This is a genomic window from Klebsiella sp. 2680 (genome assembly GCF_900198535.1).
In the GTDB taxonomy this organism is placed as follows: domain Bacteria; phylum Pseudomonadota; class Gammaproteobacteria; order Enterobacterales; family Enterobacteriaceae; genus Klebsiella; species Klebsiella indica.
The window spans coordinates 908,790-930,548 of sequence record NZ_FZNJ01000001.1 but is presented as its reverse complement, the minus strand read 5'-3'; the positions used below and the strand labels follow the sequence as shown (position 1 = coordinate 930,548).

Below are 21,759 nucleotides of genomic sequence, written 5' to 3'. Positions count from 1 at the left end.
AAAAATGGCACAATAGTGGCTGTTTATACAGTATTCGGGTTTTCTCATGGCTTTGACCACTGCGCTAAAAGCGCAAATTGCCGCCTGGTATAAGGCGCTTCAGGAACAGATTCCGGACTTTATCCCCCGTCCGCCGCAGCGGCAGATGATCGCCGATGTGGCGAAGACGCTTGCCGGGGAAGAGGGGCGGCACCTGGCGATTGAAGCGCCGACCGGCGTCGGCAAAACCTTGTCATACCTGATTCCCGGCATCGCCATTGCCCGTGAAGATCAAAAAACGCTGGTGGTCAGCACCGCCAACGTTGCGCTACAGGATCAAATCTACAGTAAAGATCTGCCGCTGCTGCGCAAAATTATCCCCGACCTGCGCTTTACCGCCGCTTTTGGCCGCGGCCGCTATGTCTGCCCGCGTAATCTGGCCGCGCTGGCCAGCAGTGAGCCGACGCAGCAGGATCTGCTCGCCTTTCTGGATGACGAACTGACCCCCAATAACCAGGCGGAACAGCAGCTGTGCGCGACCCTGAAAACCGATCTCGATAGCTATAAATGGGACGGCCTGCGCGATCATAGCGATAAAAATATTGATGATTCTTTATGGAGCCGTCTGAGCACCGATAAAGCCAGTTGCCTGAACCGTAACTGCTACTATTACCGGGAATGCCCGTTCTTCGTCGCCCGGAGGGAAATTCAGGAGGCGGAAGTGGTGGTGGCGAACCACGCGCTGGTGATGGCGGCGATGGAGAGCGAAGCGGTGCTGCCTGAGCCGAAGCATTTACTGCTGGTGCTTGATGAAGGCCATCATTTGCCGGACGTCGCCCGCGACGCGCTGGAGATGAGCGCGGAAATTACCGCGCCGTGGTATCGCCTGCAACTGGATCTGTTTACTAAGCTGGTCGCCACCTGCATGGAACAGTTTCGCCCTAAAACCACGCCGCCGCTGGCGAATCCAGAACGTCTGAACGCACATTGCGAAGAGTTGTTTGAGCATATCTCCTCCCTGAATAATATTCTCAATCTGTATATGCCTGCCGGGCAGGCGGCAGAACACCGCTTCCCGATGGGGGAACTGCCTCAGGAAGTGATGGAGATTTGCCAGCGGCTGGCCAAATTGACAGAAATGCTGCGTGGCCTGGCGGAACTGTTCCTCAACGATCTTGCGGATAAAACCGGCAGCCATGACGTGGTGCGCCTGCACCGGGTTCTGTTACAGATGAATCGCGCGTTGGGGATGCTGGAAAGCCAAAGCAAACTGTGGCGGCTGGCATCGCTGGCACACTCTTCCGGCGCGCCGGTGACCAAATGGGCCACCCGCGATCTGCGAGACGGGCAGATACATCTGTGGTTCCACTGCGTGGGGATCCGCGTCAGCGATCAGCTGGAAAAGCTGCTCTGGCGCAGCGTGCCGCATATCGTCGTGACTTCAGCCACGCTACGTTCGCTGAATAGCTTTTCTCGTCTGCAGGAGATGAGCGGGCTCAAAGAGCAGGCCGGGGACCGTTTTGTGGCGCTGGATTCGCCTTTTAACCACGTCGAACAGGGCAAAATCGTCATCCCTAAAATGCATTACGAGCCGCTTATTGAGCATGAAGAGCAACATATTGCGGAGATGGCGGCTTATTTTCGGCAGCAGGTCGAGAGCAGAAAGCATCTCGGTATGCTGGTGCTATTTGCCAGCGGGAGAGCGATGCAACGATTTCTCGAACAGGTGACCGACCTGCGCCTGCTGCTGCTGGTTCAGGGCGATAAGCCGCGCTACCGGCTGGTCGAACTGCACCGCAAGCGTGTTGCTGCGGGGGAGCGCAGCATACTGGTTGGCCTGCAATCCTTTGCCGAAGGTCTGGATTTAAAAGGCGAGCTGTTAAGTCAGGTGCATATCCATAAAATCGCTTTTCCGCCGATAGACAGCCCGGTGGTGATAACCGAAGGCGAATGGCTTAAAAGCCTCAACCGCTATCCGTTCGACGTCCAGAGTCTCCCCAGCGCATCGTTCAATCTTATTCAGCAGGTTGGTCGCCTGATCCGTAGCCATAGCTGCTGGGGAGAAGTGGTGATTTATGACAAACGTCTGCTGAGCAAAAACTACGGTAAGCGTTTATTGAATGCATTACCTGTATTTCCGATAGAGCAGCCTGACGTCCCTGAAGTTATAGTAAAAACTAAAGCAAAACAGACGCGTCGCAAACGACGTTAACCATGCAATGTCGACGATGTGAGACGTTCAGAGGAACCTGCAATGGACTACAGCAAAATCATTAAAGAAGTCGGCCGCGGAAAAAACCATGCCCGCGACCTGGATGCGGAAACGGCCCGTGCGCTCTACTCGCGGATGCTTAACGGCGAGGTACCTGATCTTGAACTGGGCGGCATTCTTATTGCCCTGCGCATCAAGGGCGAAGGCGAAGCGGAGATGAAGGGTTTCTATGAAGCGATGCAGGCTCATACCATTAAACTGACGCCACCGGTCTCAAGGCCAATGCCGGTTGTGATCCCCAGCTACAACGGCGCGCGCAAACAGGCAAACCTGACGCCTCTGCTTGCGGTTATGCTGCACAAGCTTGGTTTTCCGGTCATTGTTCATGGTGTGAGTCACGATCCAACCCGGGTGCTGACGGAAACTATTTTCGAGCTAATGGGGATCCCGGCGACGCGTCATGCGGGTCAGGCTCAGGCGCGGTTAGATAGCCATCAGCCGGTTTATATGCCGATAAGCGCATTTTGCCCGCCGCTGGAAAAACAACTGGCGATGCGCTGGCGGATGGGGGTGCGCAACAGCGCGCACACGCTGGCCAAGCTGGCAACGCCGTTTGCGGAAGATGCGGCATTGCGTTTGTCGAGCGTTTCGCATCCGGAATACGTCGGGCGGGTGGCGCAATTTTTTGCGGAAATCGGCGGGCGGGCATTGCTGTTGCACGGTACTGAAGGCGAAGTTTACGCCAATCCGCAGCGCTGTCCACAGATTAGCCTGATTTCAGCCGCTGCGACGCGGGTTGTCAATGAGCGCCAGGATAGTGCCACAGCGCAGGCTGTTTTGCTGCCGGAATCAAAAGATCCTGAAGTGACCGCGCGCTGGATTGAGCGTTGCCTTGCGGGTAGCGAGCCGCTACCGCAGTCGCTGAAAATTCAGCTGGCCTGTTGTCTGTTAGCAACCGGAGAAGCGGTGTCGCTGGAACAGGGGCTGGAGAAGGTTGCAGAGATCGTATAACCGTATTTAGCCGATAAAAAAAAGCCCGTCCACTGGCGTGGGCGGGCAAAACAAGGGTAATAAAGGATCTTTCGGGGTTAAAACAGTGGCATTACAGGGTCTTACTACAATGATTTCAGGCGATTATTTGTAGATAACCGCGGTACCGCTAACTTTGTTATTGGTGTTAGCGGAGGTGATGCTGTAAGCGGTCGCGCCAGCGGCATCCGCCTTCGCAGCCAGTTTGGCTTCAAGTCCATCCAGCGTCGTTGCTCTTTCTGCAGAGACAACACCGATTTTGGTCATGCTTGCTGCCTGAGCCGATGTGACTGGCTGGGCGGCAAACGCGCCGAAGGAGAGTGCGGAAAGGGCGATAGCAGCGGCAGTATATTTGATGGTTTTCATAGTTAATCTCTCGCAGGTTGTTCTGTTCAGGGGACGATGTTCCGTCGATGTGATAAGTATCACGACTTTTGGCGAGAGATAAAATCGAAGGAAATTAACAGTCTTCATCGAATTTTTTGAATGAATAATAATTTATTGAATATTAATAAATTATTTTAATCCCCGAAAGCAAAACACGCGGTGGCGAAGTAAGGGCGGCGATAAGGGCACATTTTGCCACTCCGATCGCGGAAAAACGTGCTCGAAAAGATAATGGGATATGCGGTAATGAACGGTAAATATCGGTCAGCGAAGCTGGCTGTCTTTAGAGCCACGGCGATTATATCCTGAAAATGTATTGTTATGTAAATCTTTATTCTGCTGGCATTGAAGGCAGTATTTAACCCCGGCTACCGCCCGTCGACGCGCTTCCGGGATCGGTTCGCCACATTCTTCACAAAATTTGTTGCTTTTACCCGACGGCAGCGCATTTCTCGCCCGTGCAACCGCATCATCAACCGTGCTGTCAATTTGCTGCTGTACGGCGTCATCATTCGCCCAGCCTGATGCCATGATGGTTCACCCCGCTATTTTTGTTTTTCATCTCATTTGTGCAGGTTATATGGCAAAACCGCAGCGGCATTTTGGTCCCGATGTGGCGAGCCCTGGCCATAAGCGGAATCATCGTGACTCGCTTATTCGCAACCTGAACGCTGTTCAGTATAGAGAATATGGGGCGAAAAATGGCTCAGGCAAGGCTCAGATCTCTGACCATTCGCGGAGCAGATTATGGTACAGGTTTAAAAGGGACAGCACTTCCTCGCTTTCGCCGTGGCGGCTTTTGAGTTTCTGGATATTGCCATCCAGCTCAAACAGCATGCTGCGGCGTTTATCGTCGCGGATCATTGACTGGATCCATAAAAATGAGGCAACCCTGGCGCCCGATGTGACCGGGGTGACGCAATGCAGGCTGCTTGAGGGATAGAGCACCAGGTCTCCGGCCGGGAGCTTAACCGAGTGCTGGCCGTAGGTGTCGTTAACGACCAGTTCACCGCCTTCGTAACTATCGGGGGCGCATAAAAAGAGCGTGGCAGAAAGATCGGTACGCATCCAGCCGCCCTGAGCCTGACTGCGTACCGCGCCGTCAACGTGGAAACCGTATGTTTCACTCTGCTGGTAGCGGTTGAACAGCGGGCTGGAAATCGACTTCGGCAGCGCGGCCGCGAAAAACAGCGAGCTGCGATTCAGCGCCGCCAGCACTTTACCCTGAAGTTCATTGTACAGGCTGCTGCGGGTATCCACCTGCTGGTTGTTTTTGACCAGGGCCCCCTGATCGCCGGTGGTGACGCGTCCGTCAACCCACTCCGCCTGCTGGAGCCGGGTGGCAAAGTAGTCGACTTCCTCAGGGCTGAGAATGGCGGGAATATGGTACATCATGGTTTTGTCTCCTGAGAAAACGGGGCGTTAGCGCCCCGTTGTAGATCAGAAATGCATATTGGCGGTGAGCAGGAAGGTCCGCGGTTCGCCCGGATGATAACGATAGCCGCTTTTGTTGATAGAGGCGACATAGTCGGTATCAAACAGGTTGTAGACGTTCAGCTGCAGGTCGAGATTACGGTTAATGCGATAGCCGACTTTAGCGTCAGCCACCCAGTAGCCTTCGGTATAAGATGGCGTACCGACCGCGCCGTCTTTGCCGCGGTGCATGCTGCCGACGTAACGTGCGCCAGCACCCACTGAGATCGCATCGGTGGCCTGATACTGGCTCCAGACGGTAAACGCGTGTTCTGGGGTATACGGCAGCGAGCTGGTGCCATCCTGGGCGGTATTCGCGCCTTCGCGGATACTGGCGTGCTGCAGCGTATATCCGCCGATAACCTGCCAGTCAGGCGTGATATTACCGGCCAGAGAAATCTCGTAACCCTGAACGCGCTTCTTACCATACTGTGACCAGGTGCCATCGTCGTTCGCTTCCACCTCGTTCTCAATATCGGTGCGGAACAGGGCGGCGCTCAGCAGCAGGCGTTTGTCCATCAGCTGCCATTTGGTGCCCACTTCGCTGGTTTTCGCTTTTTGCGGTTTAAAGTCAGGGTTGTTGGCGCTGTTGCTGCTTGCTGACAGGGTGAAGTTGCTGCCTCCCGGCGGTTGTTGGGAAACGGCGTAGTTCACGTAGATATTGCCGTTCTCGGTCAGGTGGTACAGCGCCCCGGCTTTCCAGTTCACCAGGTTACCGCTGGTGGAAGTATCGATGGTGGTGACGGGGGTATTCTTCGCCACGCCAGCCGGACAGGCGACAGCGCTGCGTCCACTGCCGCCGCATGCGGTTGCGCTGTTGTATTTAGTCTGATAGCTATCCAGACGAATTCCGCCGTTAAGCTCGAAGTCCTGAGTAATCTGCAGGGTATCGAAAGCATAGATGCCGAAGGTATCCGTCTGCCCGTTAGCGTTGGCCCCGTTGCGGTTCAGGCCGCCGACCGAGATATCGCTATTTGGATGATAAATATTGACCGCCGGGGCCGTGATCGAATTAACCCCATAGTTGGTCTGCGTTTCGCGGGTGAATTCCACCCCGGTGCTGATGTCGTGACCAACAGGTCCGGTATAGAACTTCGAGGTCAGGTTAGTCTGGTTGGTGATGATTTTGTTGCTGGTGTCTTTGGTGTTTGCCAGCCGTGACCAGGTCCAGTCGCCGACGTCGTCGGAGCTATTTGTGGAAATATTTGACGCCCCGCCCATTACCGCCGTCATCAGATAATCCTGTTTCACGCGTGACCAGCGGGTGGTGTTACGGATCGTGGTCGTGTCGTTGAAATCGTGCTCAAAACGCATGGTCACGGTGTCAGTCGTAGAATCATCGTAATCGGAATTGGTGCCGTAGAAGTTGCTGGTGGCAACCTTGCCGGAGTGATTAAGCGCTGAAGTTTTGGCATCAGGCGCGGAATAGCCCGGCAGACCGATGGTCGGAATACCGCCATCTGGCGTGTTGTGCTGAGTCACATGCAGGTAGTTAAGATAAAGGCGATTCTCGGTGCCGAGACCAAAAGCCGCCGACGGCGCTACGCCGTAACGCTCATTTTTCACCTTGTCACGGCCCGCATCATGGGTTTTCTCGCCCATCAGATTCAGGCGAACGGCGCTGGTGTCGCCAATCGCCTGGTTGATATCCAGCGTACCGCGGCGGAACCAGGCGCTGCCGATACTGGCGGAAGCGTCGATACCGGAGTCAAGGCGCGGCTGTTTGCTGATCATATTGATCGAGCCGCTCGGCGCGCTACGCCCATAGTCGGAGCCTGACGGTCCTTTAATGACCTCAACCTGCTCGGTGTTAAAGGTATCGCGACTGACGCTGGCGATATCGCGGATGCCATCGAGATAAATGCTGTTGGATGTATCTACCCCGCGCATATAGACGGCGTCGCCGGTTGTTGAGCTGCCATTTTCACCCGCAAAGAACGCACCCACACCGGGAACGTTTTTCAGCGCATCGGTGAGGTTGGTGACGCCCTGATCTTTCATCACCTGTTCGGGGACGATGGTCACAGTTCGCGTGGTGTCGGCGAGCGGGCGAGAAAACTTAGGATCGGCGGATTGAGTCGGTGCATACAACGATGGAGACTGCGCTTCGACCACCAGCGTTTCGCCGGTATTTTTCTCTGTGCTGTCTGCGGCAAGCAGATGACCCGTTGGAGAGAGGCTCAGACACAAGCCGGTGAAGATAGTCAGCGAGTTGAAGCTACTGAACGGTAAATTGTTATTTTTTTCCATATCAATAAATGACTTATCGTTTTAATTAGGCCAAAACGACCGTAGACGAAGTGAGTTTTCGTCCCGACCACTGCAGGTGATTTTTAACAATAGCAATGCTTTTGATATTGATTGTGATAATCATTATCAAACACCGCGCGATCTTTTATCACTCATTTATAAAAAAATAAATACATTTATTTACATTCACTGCATTTTTTCTACATAAACAGCAGGCGACACCGCGAGGGGAGAGAAGTGGAATGTATTGGGGTCGGTACGTGGTTGTCCCGACCTTGATGTGAAAGAGATGACCGGGCAGGGAAAGCGTTTAGCGGGTGTCGGGACGAACAAGGTCAAAACGTAAACTTTCATCAATGCCGTAATAGGCGCTGGGGCCGCCGGCACGCAGAATTGGCTGGGCTTTGGCGGTCTGGTAAATCCCTTCCTCCAGCAGCGATTCGTCAATATGGACTGCAACCACTTCGCCCAGCACCAGCCAGCTTTCAATCGACACGCCTGCTGCGGTGGTTAACTGGATGCATTGAGAAAGACGACACTCGAAGTTCACCGGGCTTTCGCCAACGCGCGGGGCGTTGATAATACGGCTGGGGGCGGGGGTCAGCCCGGCACGGACAAATTCATCCTCATCACGCGGTATGCTGGCGGACGTTTCGTTCATGGCGACCGCCAGAGGGCGAGTTGCCAGGTTCCAGACGAATTCTTTGGTCTCGATGATATTCTGCACGCTATCTTTCCAGCCGCAGCTGGCAAAACCAATGATCGGCGGCCGATAGTTAAAGCAGTTGAAAAAGCTGTAGGGCGCCAGATTACGTTGGCCGTGGCTATCAAGCGAGGCTATCCATCCGATGGGCCGGGGGCCAATGATAGCGTTCAGCGGGTCGTGCGGCAGACCATGCCCGTGCGAAGGTTGATAGAAGTACATACGCCACCTGCAACAAAAAAGTAGATATCCAGACTCACTTATTTACCGCGTCGCCGTCAACGGGTATCTTACGCGGCTGTCCAAAGGAGATTGCCATGAAAGCCCAGAAACCGGGGTTACATCCGCGTAACCGTCATCACCAACGCTACGATCTGCCCGCGCTGTGCCAGACTTACCCTGAGCTACAGCGCTTTATCATCCTTAATCCTCTGGGAGAGCAGACCATCGACTTTGCCAGTCCGCTGGCGGTAAAGGCGCTGAATAAAGCGCTGCTGGCGCACTTTTACGCGGTGAAATACTGGGATATCCCCGACGGCTTTCTCTGCCCGCCGGTGCCGGGCAGGGCGGACTATATTCATCATCTTGCCGATCTGCTGGCGCTGGATAGCGAAACGATCCCAGCGAATGCCAGCATTCTTGATATCGGCGTTGGCGCAAACTGCATCTACCCGTTGATTGGCGCGCACGAATACGGCTGGCGTTTTACCGGTAGCGAAGTGAATGCTGAAGCTTTCGCCAGCGCGCAGGCTATCGTTAACGGTAATACTGGGCTGACTCGCCAGATTCGCCTGCGTCGCCAAAAAGATGAAAAAGCGATTCTGACGGGGATTATCCATAAAAACGAACGCTACGATGCAACTTTGTGTAACCCGCCATTTCATGATTCTGCTGCCAGCGCGCAGGCGGGCGGCGAGCGTAAACGCCGCAATCTGGGCCTGGGCGCAGATGGCGCGATGAACTTTGGCGGCCAGCAGCAGGAGCTGTGGTGCGAGGGGGGCGAAGTGGCCTTTATTAGCCAGATGATCCGGGAAAGCCAGCAGTTTGGCCGACAGGTGAAGTGGTTTACTTCGCTGGTTTCCCGCGGCGACAATCTGCCGCCGCTCTACCGCGCCCTGACTGAGGTCGGTGCGGTGAAGGTGGTGAAAAAAGAGATGGCGCAGGGCAATAAGCAAAGCCGTTTTATCGCCTGGAGCTTTATGGACGACGCCAGACGTCGGCGGACTTTATAACGTCGGCGCTGTGGGGGCCGGCGGCTCGTCTGGCGTGAGCGCAGGCAGTAGCTGGTAAGTTTGTACCGGTGCCCGCACGCCCGCGCGGTCGAATTGCCTTTTCACCTGGGTATCGAGGGCGAAGCGTACCGTCCACTGCTTCAGCGGCAGGGTGGTAAAGGTGACTCGCAGGGTAAAGGCATTATTGCTCAGGCCAACCAGCCCGGCGAAAGCGGGATCGCCAATGATCAGTCCGCGAATCTCTTCCTGGGCCATCACGCACGCTACCGCCTCTTTTAATGCCTGACTGGCTTTATCCAGATCTTCCTGTCGGTCGACGTCATAGTTGGCGACCACTGAGCCAATACCGCGAACGAAATTAGCAAAGGTGGTTATCGAAGACCACGGAATAATATGATAAGCGCCAGTATCCTGGCGCACGCCGACGGAGCGAATCGACATCCGTTCCACCGTTCCGGTTAATGGCCCGATCGTCACCAGATCGCCAGTATTCATGCCGTTTTCAAACTGGATAAAAATACCGGTAATAATATCTTTGACCAGGGTTTGCGCGCCGAAAGAGATAGCGAGGCCCAGCGCACCGGCACCCGCCAGCAGCGGGGCGATATTCACGCCCACCTCGGAGAGCAGGATCATCACCGTAATGGTGCTGATCACCACTGCCAGCGCGTTGCGTAAGAGCGTCAGCAGCGTCCGGGAGCGGGCGCTGGGCAGCGGGCGGTCATGAATGTCTGATGCCAGTCGATTTTCAATCAGACTGGCGAGCAGCGTCCAGCCGATCGCCGAGAAGAACAGGATCAGCGCGATGCGAATAAGAACGTCCACTGCCTTTTGCCCGCTGTCGTTATGGAGCCATTGCCAGAAATCGAAGAGTCCCCACGCGCTAAGCAACAGCATAATCGCCACGCAGACCGTCAGAATTCGTGCGGCTTTCAGCGATGCGGATAGCCAGCCGTTAAGCCGTTTTTGCAGTTCCGGATAGTTGCGCTGGGTTTCCGGCGACAAGGTGATGGTTTTTGCAATCCAGCGCGAGAGTACGCCGGAGACCAGCGCGGCGGCGCCGATAATTGCCAGACTGCGCAGCGTCGCGCCCATCATAAATTTCAGGCTGTTGCCGGGGTCGAAGAGAGAAAAGAAAAACAGCACGATAAAATAGGCGCAGGCCAGCCAGTGCCAGACCAGGGCAAAGGCGCGGATAAAGAGACTAAAGAAGGCCAGAGAGCGGTTGGCAAGCTGGATAAGTTCCTGAGCGATCGCTTTTTTATTATGGAATATCAGGTATAGCGCCCACAGGGTAATGCACAGCATGATAATTACGTTGGCCAGCGCGCCAAACTGAACGTTGACCTGATTGGAAATAATCGGCACGGCGACGATCAGCCCGTAGCCAATCAGGCTGCTTAGTGCGCTAAGGCGCAGGTTCCAGTATTTCGCCGTCTCATCGCTGAGAGTAAACGGGCGTAGTTCCGGGACCTGTGGACAGAAAATTACCCGCAGAAGCGTTTTGAAAAACTCAATCAGGGCAAAGGCGTTGAGAAACAAACTTTGCTGGAAGGCGATGGTGGGATTATTACCATTAAGGTGCTCGCTTAAAATCTGACCAATGAACAGCGTTACCGCCAGCAGAAGCAAGTCACAGATAAAAGCGCCGGCGATGGTGGCGGGGAGCTGGAGCCAGTTACGTCGTTCGCGATTTTTATGTCGTCCCCAGTGGCCGATTTTGCGGTATAGCGGCAGGACGGCGAGGCGCACCAGCCACCAGAAGGCAAAGACCAGTCCGGCCAGCAATAAAAAATGCCAGGCCGCGTTGGTGAAGGTTTGTGAATTGAAAGGTTTGTGCGGAGAGCCGGTGATGTTGCGCCACAACTGCGAGAAGCGTGACGAGATCTCTGCACCGTATTCGCGGCTGATGTGGGTGACGTTTTCCAGCACCGTGGTCTTATCTTCTTCCTCTGGCAGCGTTAACGTCGGCGCGCTGGCCGGAGGCGGCGTGGCGGCGGCTTTACGTAACTGGTCGATAAGCTCCTGTCGGGCGTCGGCATTTTCGAGCACGTCGGCCAGCGCGGCGTAAGCGGCTTTCTTCTGCGCGAGATCGGGTTCGCTACTGCTGGACTGGTCAGCCGTGTTTGCCGGAACCGCTGGCTGCGTCGCGGCCGATAGCGGCAGGGTGAATAGCAGTGTGAGCAGTAACAGAATCCGCGCCACAATCCCCTCCATTGTGTCTCAAACCGTTAAGTATAGAAGACGATGTCTGGAGAAAAGGGCTGAGATGATTCCGGAAACGGAAAGCGGCTCTCCCCTGACTGGAGAGAGCCATTGAACATCAGGCGACGTGTTGCAAGAACTCGCGCAGACGGGGACTTGGCGGGTTGTTGACCAGCACCTGCGGATCGCCATCTTCCGCAATGCGCCCTTTATCGATAAAGATCAGACGCGAAGCCACTTTTTCGGCAAAGCCGATCTCATGGGTGACGATGACCATGGTCATGCCTTCTTCGGCCAGATCCTGCATCACTTTCAGAACTTCGTGACGCAGTTCAGGGTCCAGCGCGGAAGTCGGTTCATCAAACAGCATCATTTTCGGTTTTACCGCCAGCGCGCGGGCAATGGCGACGCGCTGCTGTTGGCCGCCGGAAAGCTCGGAAGGATAGTGGTGCGCGCGTTCCGCGAGGCCCACTTTCTCCAGCAGGTCTTTCGCCAGTTTTTCTGCCGCCGCTTTATCCGCGCCGCGAACCCGCAGCGGGCCGAACATGACGTTTTCCAATGCCGTCAGGTGAGGGAACAGATAAAACTGCTGGAACACCATCCCCGCCTCCTGGCGGATCAGGCGCTCGTCGACTTTCGGATCGTTGACCTTCAGACCATCGACGATGAGATCCCCGCTGGTAATTTCTTCCAGTTTATTAATGCAGCGTAGCAGGGTCGATTTACCGGAACCGGAAGGCCCGATGATCACCACCACTTCACCCTGGTTGATCTTCAGATCGATATCATGCAGCACTTTAGTTGGGCCAAAATGTTTGGAAACGTTTTTAAATTCAATCACAGGATTTTCATCCTTCTTTCAAGACGACGCAGAACAAAGCTCAGCACCAGAGTGATAATCAGATAGATAACGGCCACCGCGCTCCAGATCTCCAGCGCGCGAAAGTTACCGGCAATGATCTCCTGCCCCTGACGGGTCAGTTCAGCGACGCCGATGACAATAAACAGCGAGGTATCTTTGATGCTGATAATCCACTGGTTGCCCAGCGGCGGCAGCATACGGCGTAGCGCCAGCGGCAGGATCACGTAACGGATGGTTTCCCGACGAGAAAGACCCAGCGCGAGGCCTGCTTCGCGAAAACCTTTATGGATCGACAGTACCGCGCCGCGGGTAATTTCCGCAATATAGGCGCCGGAGTTGATCATGATGGTGACCACTGCTGCGGAGAAGGGATCGATGCGTAGATCGTTAAACGCCATTGGCAGGGCGAAGTAGATAAACATCACCTGCACCACAATCGGGGTACCGCGAATGATTTCGATAAACACCAGGGCGATGTGATTAGCTATCCAGCCGCCGAAACAGCGAGCGAAGCCAGCCACAAGGCCGATTATCAGACCGCCGATCAGGCCGAGGATGGAAATCCACAGCGTCATTTTGGCGCCTTCCAGCAGAATAGGAATAGCGGGCCAGATGGCACTCCAGTCAAACTGCATAATGTGTTCCTGTTACCGTGTTGAAAACAGAAGAAAATCTCTGGGGAAACTATTCAGGCCTGCTGACGGGTAGCGCCGGTAAGTTCCAGGTCTACCCGGCCATAGCAGGCCAGGAAGAGAAATGCTGATTATTATTTAGGTTCAGTACCAAACCATTTTTTATAAATTTCGTTGTAAGTGCCGTTTTCACGCAGCGTTTTCAGCGCGCCGTTCACTTTGTTACGCAGTTCGTCGCTGCCTTTCGGGAAGGCGATACCGTAGCTTTGCGCTTCCAGAGATTCACCTACCGCTTTGAACTTGCCGTTGCCAGCCGTTTTGATGAAATAAAGAATGTTCGGGGTATCGTGGAGGACAGCATCGGCACGACCGGTACCCAGTTCCATATAGGCGTTGTCAATGTTCGGGAACTGACGCAGATCTTTGGTTTTAATATTGGCTTTTGCGTAGTCAACGGAGCCTGTACCGCTCTTCACGGCAACCACTTTACCGTTCAGATCGTTAACGCTTTTAATGTCGTTATTATTAGCGTTAACCATTACCATCAGGCCGCTTTTGTAGTAGCCATCAGAAAAGTCGATCGCTTTTTTACGTGCGTCCGTAATGGTGATCCCCGCCAGCGCGAGGTCGATATTTTTGGTCTGCAGCGCCGGGATGATGCCGCTGAAGTCCATAGGCTTCAGGGTGTAATCCAGTTTCAGTTCTTTGGCGATAGCCGCCCACAGATCAATGTCGAAACCAACGTATTTATCGCCCTGTTTAAATTCGAACGGCACAAATGCCGTATCGGTAGCGACAACCAGTTTTTTATCAGCGGCGTGAGAAGTAACCGCAAAAGCCAGGGTCAGTGCAGCCAGTGAAACTTTTAATACAGACTTCATAGCATTTCCTTTTTTATCCACGGGACGATCCCCTGCGAGAACAAGTACTCTTATATGAAAAAATCATGCCAGTTTTACAACTTATTGTTTTATAACAACCAGGATTAATCCTGTTGCACAGTTTTGATAACCCGTAAGAGTAATTGCACTAAACTGGGGCTCTATTTTGGTGCGTCATAAGAATCTCGCATAATCAGACTATTTTTAACGCAATTCATGGTGTTAAAACAATCTTATTATAACGATTGTGTGAGGTTATTATTACAATTGATTTACTTTGACGCCGGTTGCGGTTGTCGGAGGGCACTAAAACAGTGCATTGCGGGGTGGGGGAAATAAAAAAACCGCCAGCGATGCTGACGGCAGTTGGCATTACTCAATATTGGCTTCAATGAACCACAGGAATTTATCCAGGTCACGGGATGCGGCGGTGAAGATGTCAGCCGTATCCTCATCTTTTGCTTCCTCAATGGCTTTGCGCACATCATTGGCAACAATGGCATAGCGGTCGGCCAGTTCTTTCAGATGATCCTGGACGTTATGGATATCGAGCGGATAGCTTTTGAGCGGACTTTTACTGTTGATGACCTGCGTGGTTCCCAGAGCCACGCCGCCAAGCTGTACAGCGCGCTCAGCCATGGTATCAAGGTGATCGACCAGGGCAGTGCGGAAACCATCCAGCATTTCATGAACGGCAATAAAGTTTGCACCGCGCATATTCCAGTGAGCCTGTTTAGTGATCAGCGACAGGTCAATGAACTGGATCACCTGGCGATTCAGCAGCTCAACGGTCGCTTTCTTCTCACTATCAGCGACGTCGTTACGGGTATAGAGCAGATTCGTTGCTTTCGTTTTAACCAGTTTTGCGGTACTCATAGTGTCATATCCTCTTGATATTTGTACTCGTCATACTTCAAATTTGAATTATGCGGAGTGTCTCATCCCAATAACTTACGGGTTTAAGTATAGCAACGGATATGAACTTTGCAGGGGCGGTAGTCTCTATCAGTTCGATAGAGACAGTCTGCAAAATGTAATTTTTTATTTATAAATCAGTTTATTGCATTTATGTGCTCCGCGTTGCTTTCAGCTATTACAGAGGATCTCGTGGCGAGTTGATATCTACCGCCTTGATTTTTGTTTCCCGGCGCATGGTCAGCGTGGAACCCATTGAAGCAAGAATGATCGCGCCCAGCGCCAGCGTCTGGGAAGCCGTCAACGTTTCGCCAAGAAACAGCATCCCGGAAAGCGCGGCGAGAGCGGGCTCCATGCTCATCAGGGTGCCGAACGTCTTGCTGGGCAAACGGGTAAGGGCAATCATCTCCAGCGAGTAAGGAAGCGCGGTAGATAAAATAGCGATCCCGAGTCCGGGCAACAACAACGCCCACTGAAACAGCGTATCACTGGCCTGTATCATTCCCATCGGCACGAAAATGACCGCAGCGATAAGCGACCCCATCGATACCGTGGCGGGCCCGTGCCCTGCACCGGCCCGCTGTCCGGTCAGAATATAAACCGCCCAACAGGCGCCTGCGCTGAGCGCCAGCAGCGCGCCAGGCGGATCTATCTGCGTCACGTTTTGCCCCAGCGGCAGCAGGAACCACAATCCAAGCACTGCCAGAACCACCCACACAAAGTCGAGCGGGCGACGAGAGCCAAAGAGCGCCACCGCCAGCGGCCCGGTAAACTCCAGCGCCACCGCAACGCCCAGCGGGATCCGTTGAATTGACAAATAAAACAGATAGTTCATCGCTCCCAGCGCAATGCCGTACAGAAGCAGCGGCAGACGCTGTTCAGGGGCAAAGCGAAGACGCCAGGGTTTGAAGATCGTCACCAGGATTAAGGTTCCAAGCGCCAGACGTAGGGCGGTGACGCCAGGCGCACCGACGAGCGGAAACAGGGATTTGGCCAGCGATGCGCCACTCTGGATAGAGAGCATGGCGATAAAAATAGCCAGTATCGGCAACCAGGCCGGTACTTTACGAGACGAGCGGGGCATCCTTTCTCCTGTCAGATTTTGTCAAATGGAGTAAAAACCCCAGTGTAATGGAAATACCCGACGGCGGTTGAGCTAATGTTGAAAAATAAGGCGATGAAAGCAGTACAATACGAGGAATTACGAAGATAAATTGACCAAAGGATTAGGAATAATCTGGATGCATGTCCGACGTTTAGCGGGGTTTAATAGCAAAATATCCGCTAAAAAGAGTTAAATTCCAGATTGTTATCGAAACCGGGAAATCTTTAGTTACAGGAAAAAGCGCTTTAGACAATGTAAAGTGAAAAGAGTTTCCCAGAAGTTTTTGTTATATTTAAAGCTTAGGACTTATTGGAAACACATTTGAGGTGGTTATGAATAAAATTGCACGTTTTTCAGCACTGGCCGTTGTTCTGGCTGCGTCCGTAAGCACCACTGCTTACGCTGCAACGTCTACCGTTACCGGTGGTTACGCGCAGAGCGATATGCAGGGTGCAGCGAATAAAGCATCGGGCTTCAACCTGAAATATCGCTACGAGCAAGACAACAACCCGCTGGGCGTTATCGGTTCCTTTACCTACACTGAAAAAGATCGTACCGAAGATGGCGTTTACAAAAAAGGCCAGTACTACGGTATCACCGCAGGTCCGGCTTACCGTCTGAATGACTGGGCAAGCATCTACGGCGTCGTGGGCGTTGGTTACGGTAAATTCCAGGATAACAGCTACCCGAATAAATCTGATATGAGCGACTACGGTTTCTCTTACGGTGCGGGCCTGCAGTTCAACCCGATCGAAAACGTTGCGCTGGACTTCTCCTATGAGCAGTCTCGCATTCGTAGCGTTGATGTTGGCACCTGGATCGCTGGCGTCGGTTACCGCTTCTAATCACCTCACATCGGTGATGAAAAAATCCGCCTCGTTGGGCGGATTTTTTTTGCCTGTTCGCGGCTGAGGCGGCTTAGTTAAGGGTAAACGCATCGGTATCCAGATGGTTATAGTCCACTTTTTGCAACTGGAAGTTGGTGATGTACGTTGGTCCGGCCTGCTGTTCGGAAATAAAACGATAGCGTGGGTTAATTTCCTCTGCGCTAATCCCGGTCCACTGTGAGAAGAAGCTGAGAAAGTCATTGGCGGAACGTCGCGCTTTAATGATCTTGTGGGATTTATCATCACTGGAGAGCACCATAAACGGCACCTGAAAGTTCTGCTGGTACTTATCATCGTGCGCCAGGTACTGCACCTTTTTTCCCCGTTCTTTAAACGCCAGACCATGATCGGAAAAATAGGTCATTGAGAAGGTTTCACCTGAGTTTTGCAACTGGTCGTAGAGTTTGCTGAGCAGCGAATCGGTTTGCGTGATGCTGAAGAGATAGCACGATGTCTCTTTCGACTGCACAAAAGCCGTGTATTTGCCTTTGGTGCGGTCGCAGGCCTGGGGGTGTGAGCCCATCAAATGCAGGACAATCAACTGCGGCTGAGGGCGACGGACGGCAAGCACCTGCGCGGTTAGCTTTAATAACTGCGTATCCTGACTATTTTTATTGGCTTCAAAATCCCCGTTTTTGAGAAACTGTACTTCGTCCGCACGTCTGGCGATACTGGCAATCGCGGTATCGTATTCGCCAATCTGCCCCTGATTGGAAAACCACCAGCTCTGAAAACCCGCGCGGTTGGCAAGGCTGACAAAGTTATTCTGATACTGCGGTTTATCATCAACGACCCGGTTGAGGGTTAAACCGAGAGATTTCTGCGTTGAGCCGCTGGCGGCGATGTAGTCATTGAACAAATAGCCGTTGACTGAACTGGCGAACGGCGTGTTATCCCAGTGGCCGCCGAAAGCGCCGAGCGCATCGCGTCGCGCGCTCTCCCCGATAACCACAACATACAGATGATATTTTGGCTTTACCGCCAGCACGTGCCAGCTATCTTTCATGTTTGCCAGTCGCGCCATCCGCGCCTGTTCATCCAGCACTTCATTATTATTGACCACCACATCTTTAATGAAGCGTATGGCCGGGTAGCCGGTATCAATGACCTTAAAGACGCCGCCCCAGGCAAGATTTTGCACAGGCTGCAGGAAGAAAATACCGATACAAAACAGCAGCCCCAGGGTATCCATTTTACCCCAGCGCGTTGATATTTCCGGTTTACGGCGCACGGCAATGACCCCGAGCGCAAAGATAAACACAGCCAGCAGATAGTTGTACCACGGGAAAATGGTCAGGATCTCGGTGGACTCTTCAATATTGGTGGCATGCAGCGCCAGCAGCGTATTGAAATTCGGCGCGCCGTAGGCCTGACCAAAAGGGTAGTATATGGCCGCCAGCAGCGACCAGAAGCCGATGGCGACTTTTTGCGCGCGCGGAAAGCGTCGCCACAGCAGATGCAGGGCGCAGGTAGAGGCGACGGTATAGAGCAGGCTAAAGTCGTAGCCAAACGCCAGGTTAATCAACAGGGATTGTAAAAAGTAGAATCCTGTCCATGGATTTGGCATCAGCCCGCGAGCGGCCAGCGTTTCTTTTATTGTGACATTCATAATAAACAATCAAAAAGAGCCATGTGCATCTCCTGGCATCAGGGGGAGAAACCTGCTGGACAATGCGTGAAGAGGGTCTCTGCGAGCCGCAGTAGTGGCAGGGCTGACAAAAGATAGGTTCTGCGAATATTAAGATCAACTCTTCATAAGGGATTGTTTTGGGAGGGCGCTTACAAAACTTGAAAAAAGTCGCTGAAGTGCTGAGTAATCAGACAGTTTGACGTGACGGGATGATAAAAAATAAAGCGGCGTACCGCGACGCCGCGTTAGTTACCCGGTTTATCCTGCGGGGCTTTACCGTTGAACAGATCGCACAGCATACCGATAAGCATTAAGCGAACTTGAAAAGGAGAATGAGTAAACACGTTTAAGCACCTCTTGAATTCGTTCATAACAACCTCCTGTGAACTCGCCCTTCACTCCCTGAAGCAATGTGTGTATTACATACAGATATAGCACAGGCTATATCTTATAGCTATGGCTAAAACGTTAATTTTTTGTTCTCTGTGCGCGATCCATTACAATGGGGATCCTTTTATATGATGCTTGATGCGTCACAGGAATGAGGAAGCACAATGAACCGTCGCGCAGGTAAGCCAATAACAAAAAAAGTGACGCAGTTAGTGAATGTTGAAGAACATGTTGAGGGATTTCGCCAGGTGCGTGAGGCGCATCGTCGCGAGCTGATTGATGATTATGTCGAACTGATCTCCGATCTGATTCTGGAGGTGGGGGAAGCCCGCCAGGTGGATATGGCCGCGCGTCTTGGGGTGTCGCAGCCAACGGTTGCAAAGATGTTAAAACGTTTGGCCAGCGTCGGGCTGATCGAACAGATCCCGTGGCGGGGGATCTTTTTAACGCCGGAGGGTGAGAAGCTGGCGCAGGAGAGCCGCGAACGTCACCAGATTGTGGAAAACTTTTTACTGGTGATTGGCGTGAGCCCGGAAATTGCCCGTCGCGATGCGGAAGGGATGGAGCATCACGTTAGCGAAGAGACGCTGGAAATGTTTAAGCAATTTACCCTCAGGCAGGGGCCGCAGGGAGAATGAACCTCGCCTTTGTTCAGTCGCTGCTGCGCGACCGCTTTTTACATCTGCTGCTAATTGTCGGCATTGTTTTAAGCGTCTTTGTCCCGTTTGCTCCCGGGCGTTGGCCGCATGCCATTGACTGGCATACCATTATCACCCTCAGCGGGCTGATGCTACTGACCAAAGGCATTGAACTGAGCGGCTATTTCGATGTGCTTGGCCGTAAAATGGCGCGCCGCTTTGTGACCGAACGCCAACTGGCCATCTTTATGGTGCTGGCCGCCGCGCTGCTTTCCACCTTCTTAACCAACGATGTGGCGCTGTTTATCGTCGTGCCATTGACGTTAACACTCAAAAAGTGGTGTGCGATTCCGACCAGTCGATTGATTATTTTCGAAGCGCTGGCGGTGAATGCCGGGTCTTTATTAACCCCTATTGGTAACCCGCAAAATATCCTGCTGTGGGGGCGCTCCGGCCTCTCATTTCCGGCTTTTATCGGTCAGATGCTGCCTCTGGCCGCGGCGATGATGATTACCCTGCTGGCGCTGTGCTGGTTCTGTTTTCCCCCTAAGCATCTCAGCTATCAGAGTCGTGACAGGGCGCCTTCATGGCAGCCGACGCTGGTCTGGAGCTGTCTGGCATTGTATCTGGCCTTTTTGGCGGCACTAGAGATCAAGCAGGAACTGTGGGGGCTGGCAATCGTTGCGCTGGGGTTTCTGCTGCTGGCGCGGGCGGTGATTATCCACGTTGACTGGACGCTGCTGCTGGTCTTTATAGTGATGTTTATTGATGTGCACCTGCTGATCCAACTCCCGGTTTTACAGCATACGCTCAATGGCGTTGCGCAACTTCCGACAGGCGGATTGTGGCTGACGACGATTGGCCTGTCGCAGTTTATCAGCAATGTCCCGGCCACCATTTTGCTGCTTCACTATGTTCCCCCGTCGGTACTGCTGGCGTGGGCGGTTAACGTGGGCGGCTTTGGCTTGCTGCCCGGTTCGCTGGCGAATCTGATCGCGCTGCGAATGGCGGGCGATCGCCGTATCTGGTGGCGTTTCCATCTCTACTCTGTACCGATGCTGCTGTGGGCGGCGCTGGTGGGGTATGCTCTGCTGCAGATTTGATTTTCAGAGAATTGGGCAAGAAACAGACAGAAACGCCCCATTCGCGTACTCCGACTCAGGGGTATAACTCTCTTCTGAGGTTAACCATCCTGATTAAGGAGAGTCCTATGCGTTATCAAAAACTGGGTCACACCGGCCTTTTTGTCTCAGAACTGTGCCTGGGAACGATGACCTTCGGGGGGGAAGGTGGTCTGTGGGGGAAAGTGGGCCAGTTGCGTCAGGCGGAAGCAGAGCAACTGGTGGGCAGCGCGCTGGATGCGGGCATTAACTTTATCGACACCGCTAACATCTATTCGGAAGGGCGTTCGGAAGAGATTACCGGCCAGGCGCTGAAAAACCTGAAAGTGCCGCGTGAAAATGTTGTCGTGGCGACCAAAGTCTTTGGCGAAACCGGGACTGCGGGTGTCAATTCGCGCGGCAGTTCGCGCTATCACATTATCGGCAGCGTGAAAGAGAGCCTGCGTCGCCTGCAGCTCGACCATATCGATCTTTACCAGTTGCACGGTTTTGATCCGGCGACGCCCATTGAAGAGACGCTGTATGCGCTGGATAGTCTGGTGCAGCAGGGGCATGTCCGCTATATCGGCGTGTCTAACTGGGCGGCCTGGCAGATCGTTAAAGCTCTGGGGATTTCCGAACGCCTGGGGCTGGCGCGCTTTGCTTCTTTACAGGCTTACTACACCATTGCCGGACGCGATCTTGAGCGCGAGCTGGCGCCGATGATGCAGAGCGAAGGGCTGGGCCTGATGGTCTGGAGCCCGCTGGCGGGAGGACTGCTCAGCGGTAAGTACGATCGTAACGGGCAGTCGGCAAGCGGCGGGCGTCGTCAGGAATTTGATTTCCCGCCGGTGAATAAAGATCGCGCTTTTGATTGTATCGATGTGATGCGTGACATCGCCGCCGCTAAAGGCGTTTCGGTCGCGCAAATTGCGCTGGCCTGGCTACTGCATCAGCCGGTGGTAAGTAGCGTGATTATTGGCGCGAAGCGTGCGGAGCAACTGGCCGATAACCTTGCGGCGACCACCATTGCGTTGAGTGATGCTGAGCTGGAGCAACTGGACAAGGTTAGCGCGCTGCCGCAAGAGTATCCGGGCTGGATGCTGGAGCGCCAGGGGGAATACCGCCGCAATCAGCTCGCACAACAGTAATCTTCTCTCCGCAAGCCGGATCGTGAATATCGCGATCCGGCTTTTTTATCTATTGTGCTCACAAAAATCGAACGCAGATTTTGCGTTGCGATCGTTTC

General features: G+C 53.6%; 20 protein-coding genes. 7 read left to right on the top strand and 13 right to left on the bottom strand.

Translation table 11 applies throughout. The annotated features are described in order from the left end of the window. The first annotated feature begins 46 nt into the window (after positions 1–46). Together dinG and ybiB are read left to right on the top strand one after the other, a co-directional pair. Positions 47–2,191, top strand: a complete 2,145-nt coding sequence (gene dinG / locus FN037_RS04455; protein ID WP_142501621.1) for an ATP-dependent DNA helicase DinG — start codon at positions 47–49, stop codon at positions 2,189–2,191. A 42-nt stretch (positions 2,192–2,233) separates the two neighbouring features. Beyond that, complete coding sequence (gene ybiB, locus FN037_RS04450; RefSeq protein WP_142501620.1) at positions 2,234–3,202, top strand: DNA-binding protein YbiB; 969 nt, start codon at positions 2,234–2,236, stop codon at positions 3,200–3,202. 123 nt (positions 3,203–3,325) lie between these two features. Here ybiB and ybiJ read toward each other — a convergent pair whose 3' ends face one another. The 5 genes from ybiJ to FN037_RS04425 all read right to left on the bottom strand — a co-directional run bounded on the left by ybiJ (position 3,326) and on the right by FN037_RS04425 (position 8,255). Further along, complete coding sequence (gene ybiJ / locus FN037_RS04445) at positions 3,326–3,586, bottom strand: DUF1471 family protein YbiJ (protein ID WP_138360578.1); 261 nt, start codon at positions 3,584–3,586, stop codon at positions 3,326–3,328. Positions 3,587–3,871: 285 nt separating this feature from the next. Beyond that, a complete protein-coding gene (locus FN037_RS04440; RefSeq protein ID WP_138360577.1) occupies positions 3,872–4,138 on the bottom strand; it encodes a DksA/TraR family C4-type zinc finger protein in 267 nt (88 codons plus the stop codon). Positions 4,139–4,324: 186 nt separating this feature from the next. Next, positions 4,325–5,002 carry a PKHD-type hydroxylase YbiX gene (gene ybiX, locus FN037_RS04435; RefSeq protein ID WP_138360576.1) on the bottom strand — a complete coding sequence of 226 codons (678 nt, stop codon included), beginning with the start codon at positions 5,000–5,002 and terminating at the stop codon, positions 4,325–4,327. Positions 5,003–5,047: 45 nt separating this feature from the next. Next, on the bottom strand, positions 5,048–7,330 hold the full coding sequence (locus FN037_RS04430; RefSeq protein ID WP_142501619.1) for a catecholate siderophore receptor Fiu: 2,283 nt from the start codon (positions 7,328–7,330) through the stop codon (positions 5,048–5,050). 310 nt (positions 7,331–7,640) lie between these two features. Continuing rightward, positions 7,641–8,255, bottom strand: a complete 615-nt coding sequence (locus FN037_RS04425) for a flavin reductase family protein (RefSeq protein ID WP_142501618.1) — start codon at positions 8,253–8,255, stop codon at positions 7,641–7,643. Between the two features lie 95 nt (positions 8,256–8,350). Between FN037_RS04425 and rlmF the strand changes: the two genes are divergently transcribed. Further along, a complete protein-coding gene (gene rlmF, locus FN037_RS04420; RefSeq protein ID WP_142501617.1) occupies positions 8,351–9,265 on the top strand; it encodes a 23S rRNA (adenine(1618)-N(6))-methyltransferase RlmF in 915 nt (304 codons plus the stop codon). Here rlmF and ybiO read toward each other — a convergent pair. From ybiO to rhtA, 6 genes are all read right to left on the bottom strand, one after another. Continuing rightward, positions 9,260–11,482: a mechanosensitive channel protein gene (gene ybiO, locus FN037_RS04415; RefSeq protein WP_409513727.1), complete on the bottom strand. Its 2,223-nt coding sequence runs from the start codon at positions 11,480–11,482 to the stop codon at positions 9,260–9,262. The genes rlmF and ybiO overlap by 6 nt on opposite strands. 106 nt (positions 11,483–11,588) lie before the next feature. Beyond that, positions 11,589–12,311, bottom strand: coding sequence for a glutamine ABC transporter ATP-binding protein GlnQ (gene glnQ, locus FN037_RS04410; protein ID WP_138360571.1), 723 nt, complete (start codon positions 12,309–12,311; stop codon positions 11,589–11,591). Next, positions 12,308–12,967 carry a glutamine ABC transporter permease GlnP gene (gene glnP / locus FN037_RS04405; protein WP_138360570.1) on the bottom strand — a complete coding sequence of 220 codons (660 nt, stop codon included), beginning with the start codon at positions 12,965–12,967 and terminating at the stop codon, positions 12,308–12,310. The genes glnQ and glnP overlap by 4 nt, the downstream gene beginning before the upstream one ends. A gap of 131 nt (positions 12,968–13,098) precedes the next feature. After that, positions 13,099–13,845, bottom strand: coding sequence for a glutamine ABC transporter substrate-binding protein GlnH (glnH, locus tag FN037_RS04400; protein WP_138360569.1), 747 nt, complete (start codon positions 13,843–13,845; stop codon positions 13,099–13,101). A 372-nt stretch (positions 13,846–14,217) separates the two neighbouring features. Continuing rightward, positions 14,218–14,721, bottom strand: coding sequence for a DNA starvation/stationary phase protection protein Dps (gene dps / locus FN037_RS04395; protein ID WP_138360568.1), 504 nt, complete (start codon positions 14,719–14,721; stop codon positions 14,218–14,220). Positions 14,722–14,938: 217 nt separating this feature from the next. Beyond that, a complete protein-coding gene (rhtA, locus tag FN037_RS04390) occupies positions 14,939–15,844 on the bottom strand; it encodes a threonine/homoserine exporter RhtA (protein ID WP_138360567.1) in 906 nt (301 codons plus the stop codon). A gap of 353 nt (positions 15,845–16,197) precedes the next feature. On the opposite strand from rhtA, the gene ompX reads away from it, so the two are divergent. Beyond that, positions 16,198–16,710: an outer membrane protein OmpX gene (ompX, locus tag FN037_RS04385; RefSeq protein ID WP_138360566.1), complete on the top strand. Its 513-nt coding sequence runs from the start codon at positions 16,198–16,200 to the stop codon at positions 16,708–16,710. Positions 16,711–16,783: 73 nt separating this feature from the next. Here ompX and FN037_RS04380 read toward each other — a convergent pair whose 3' ends face one another. Together FN037_RS04380 and mntS are read right to left on the bottom strand one after the other, a co-directional pair. Beyond that, the gene (locus tag FN037_RS04380) at positions 16,784–18,361 is read right to left on the bottom strand and encodes a phosphoethanolamine transferase (protein ID WP_142501615.1); all 1,578 of its coding nucleotides are present in this window, start codon (positions 18,359–18,361) and stop codon (positions 16,784–16,786) included. 266 nt (positions 18,362–18,627) lie between these two features. Continuing rightward, positions 18,628–18,753 carry a manganase accumulation protein MntS gene (gene mntS / locus FN037_RS04375; RefSeq protein WP_138360564.1) on the bottom strand — a complete coding sequence of 42 codons (126 nt, stop codon included), beginning with the start codon at positions 18,751–18,753 and terminating at the stop codon, positions 18,628–18,630. A 183-nt stretch (positions 18,754–18,936) separates the two neighbouring features. On the opposite strand from mntS, the gene mntR reads away from it, so the two are divergent. The 3 genes from mntR (at position 18,937) to FN037_RS04360 (ending at position 21,661) form a co-directional block, all read left to right on the top strand. Beyond that, positions 18,937–19,410 (top strand): manganese-binding transcriptional regulator MntR, encoded by a 474-nt coding sequence (gene mntR, locus FN037_RS04370; RefSeq protein ID WP_138360563.1) that lies wholly within the window; start codon positions 18,937–18,939, stop codon positions 19,408–19,410. Then, positions 19,407–20,513 carry an SLC13 family permease gene (locus FN037_RS04365; protein ID WP_138360562.1) on the top strand — a complete coding sequence of 369 codons (1,107 nt, stop codon included), beginning with the start codon at positions 19,407–19,409 and terminating at the stop codon, positions 20,511–20,513. Before mntR ends, FN037_RS04365 begins: the two co-directional genes overlap by 4 nt. Positions 20,514–20,620: 107 nt before the next feature. Next, on the top strand, positions 20,621–21,661 hold the full coding sequence (locus FN037_RS04360) for an aldo/keto reductase (protein ID WP_142501614.1): 1,041 nt from the start codon (positions 20,621–20,623) through the stop codon (positions 21,659–21,661). The last annotated feature ends 98 nt before the right edge of the window (positions 21,662–21,759 follow it).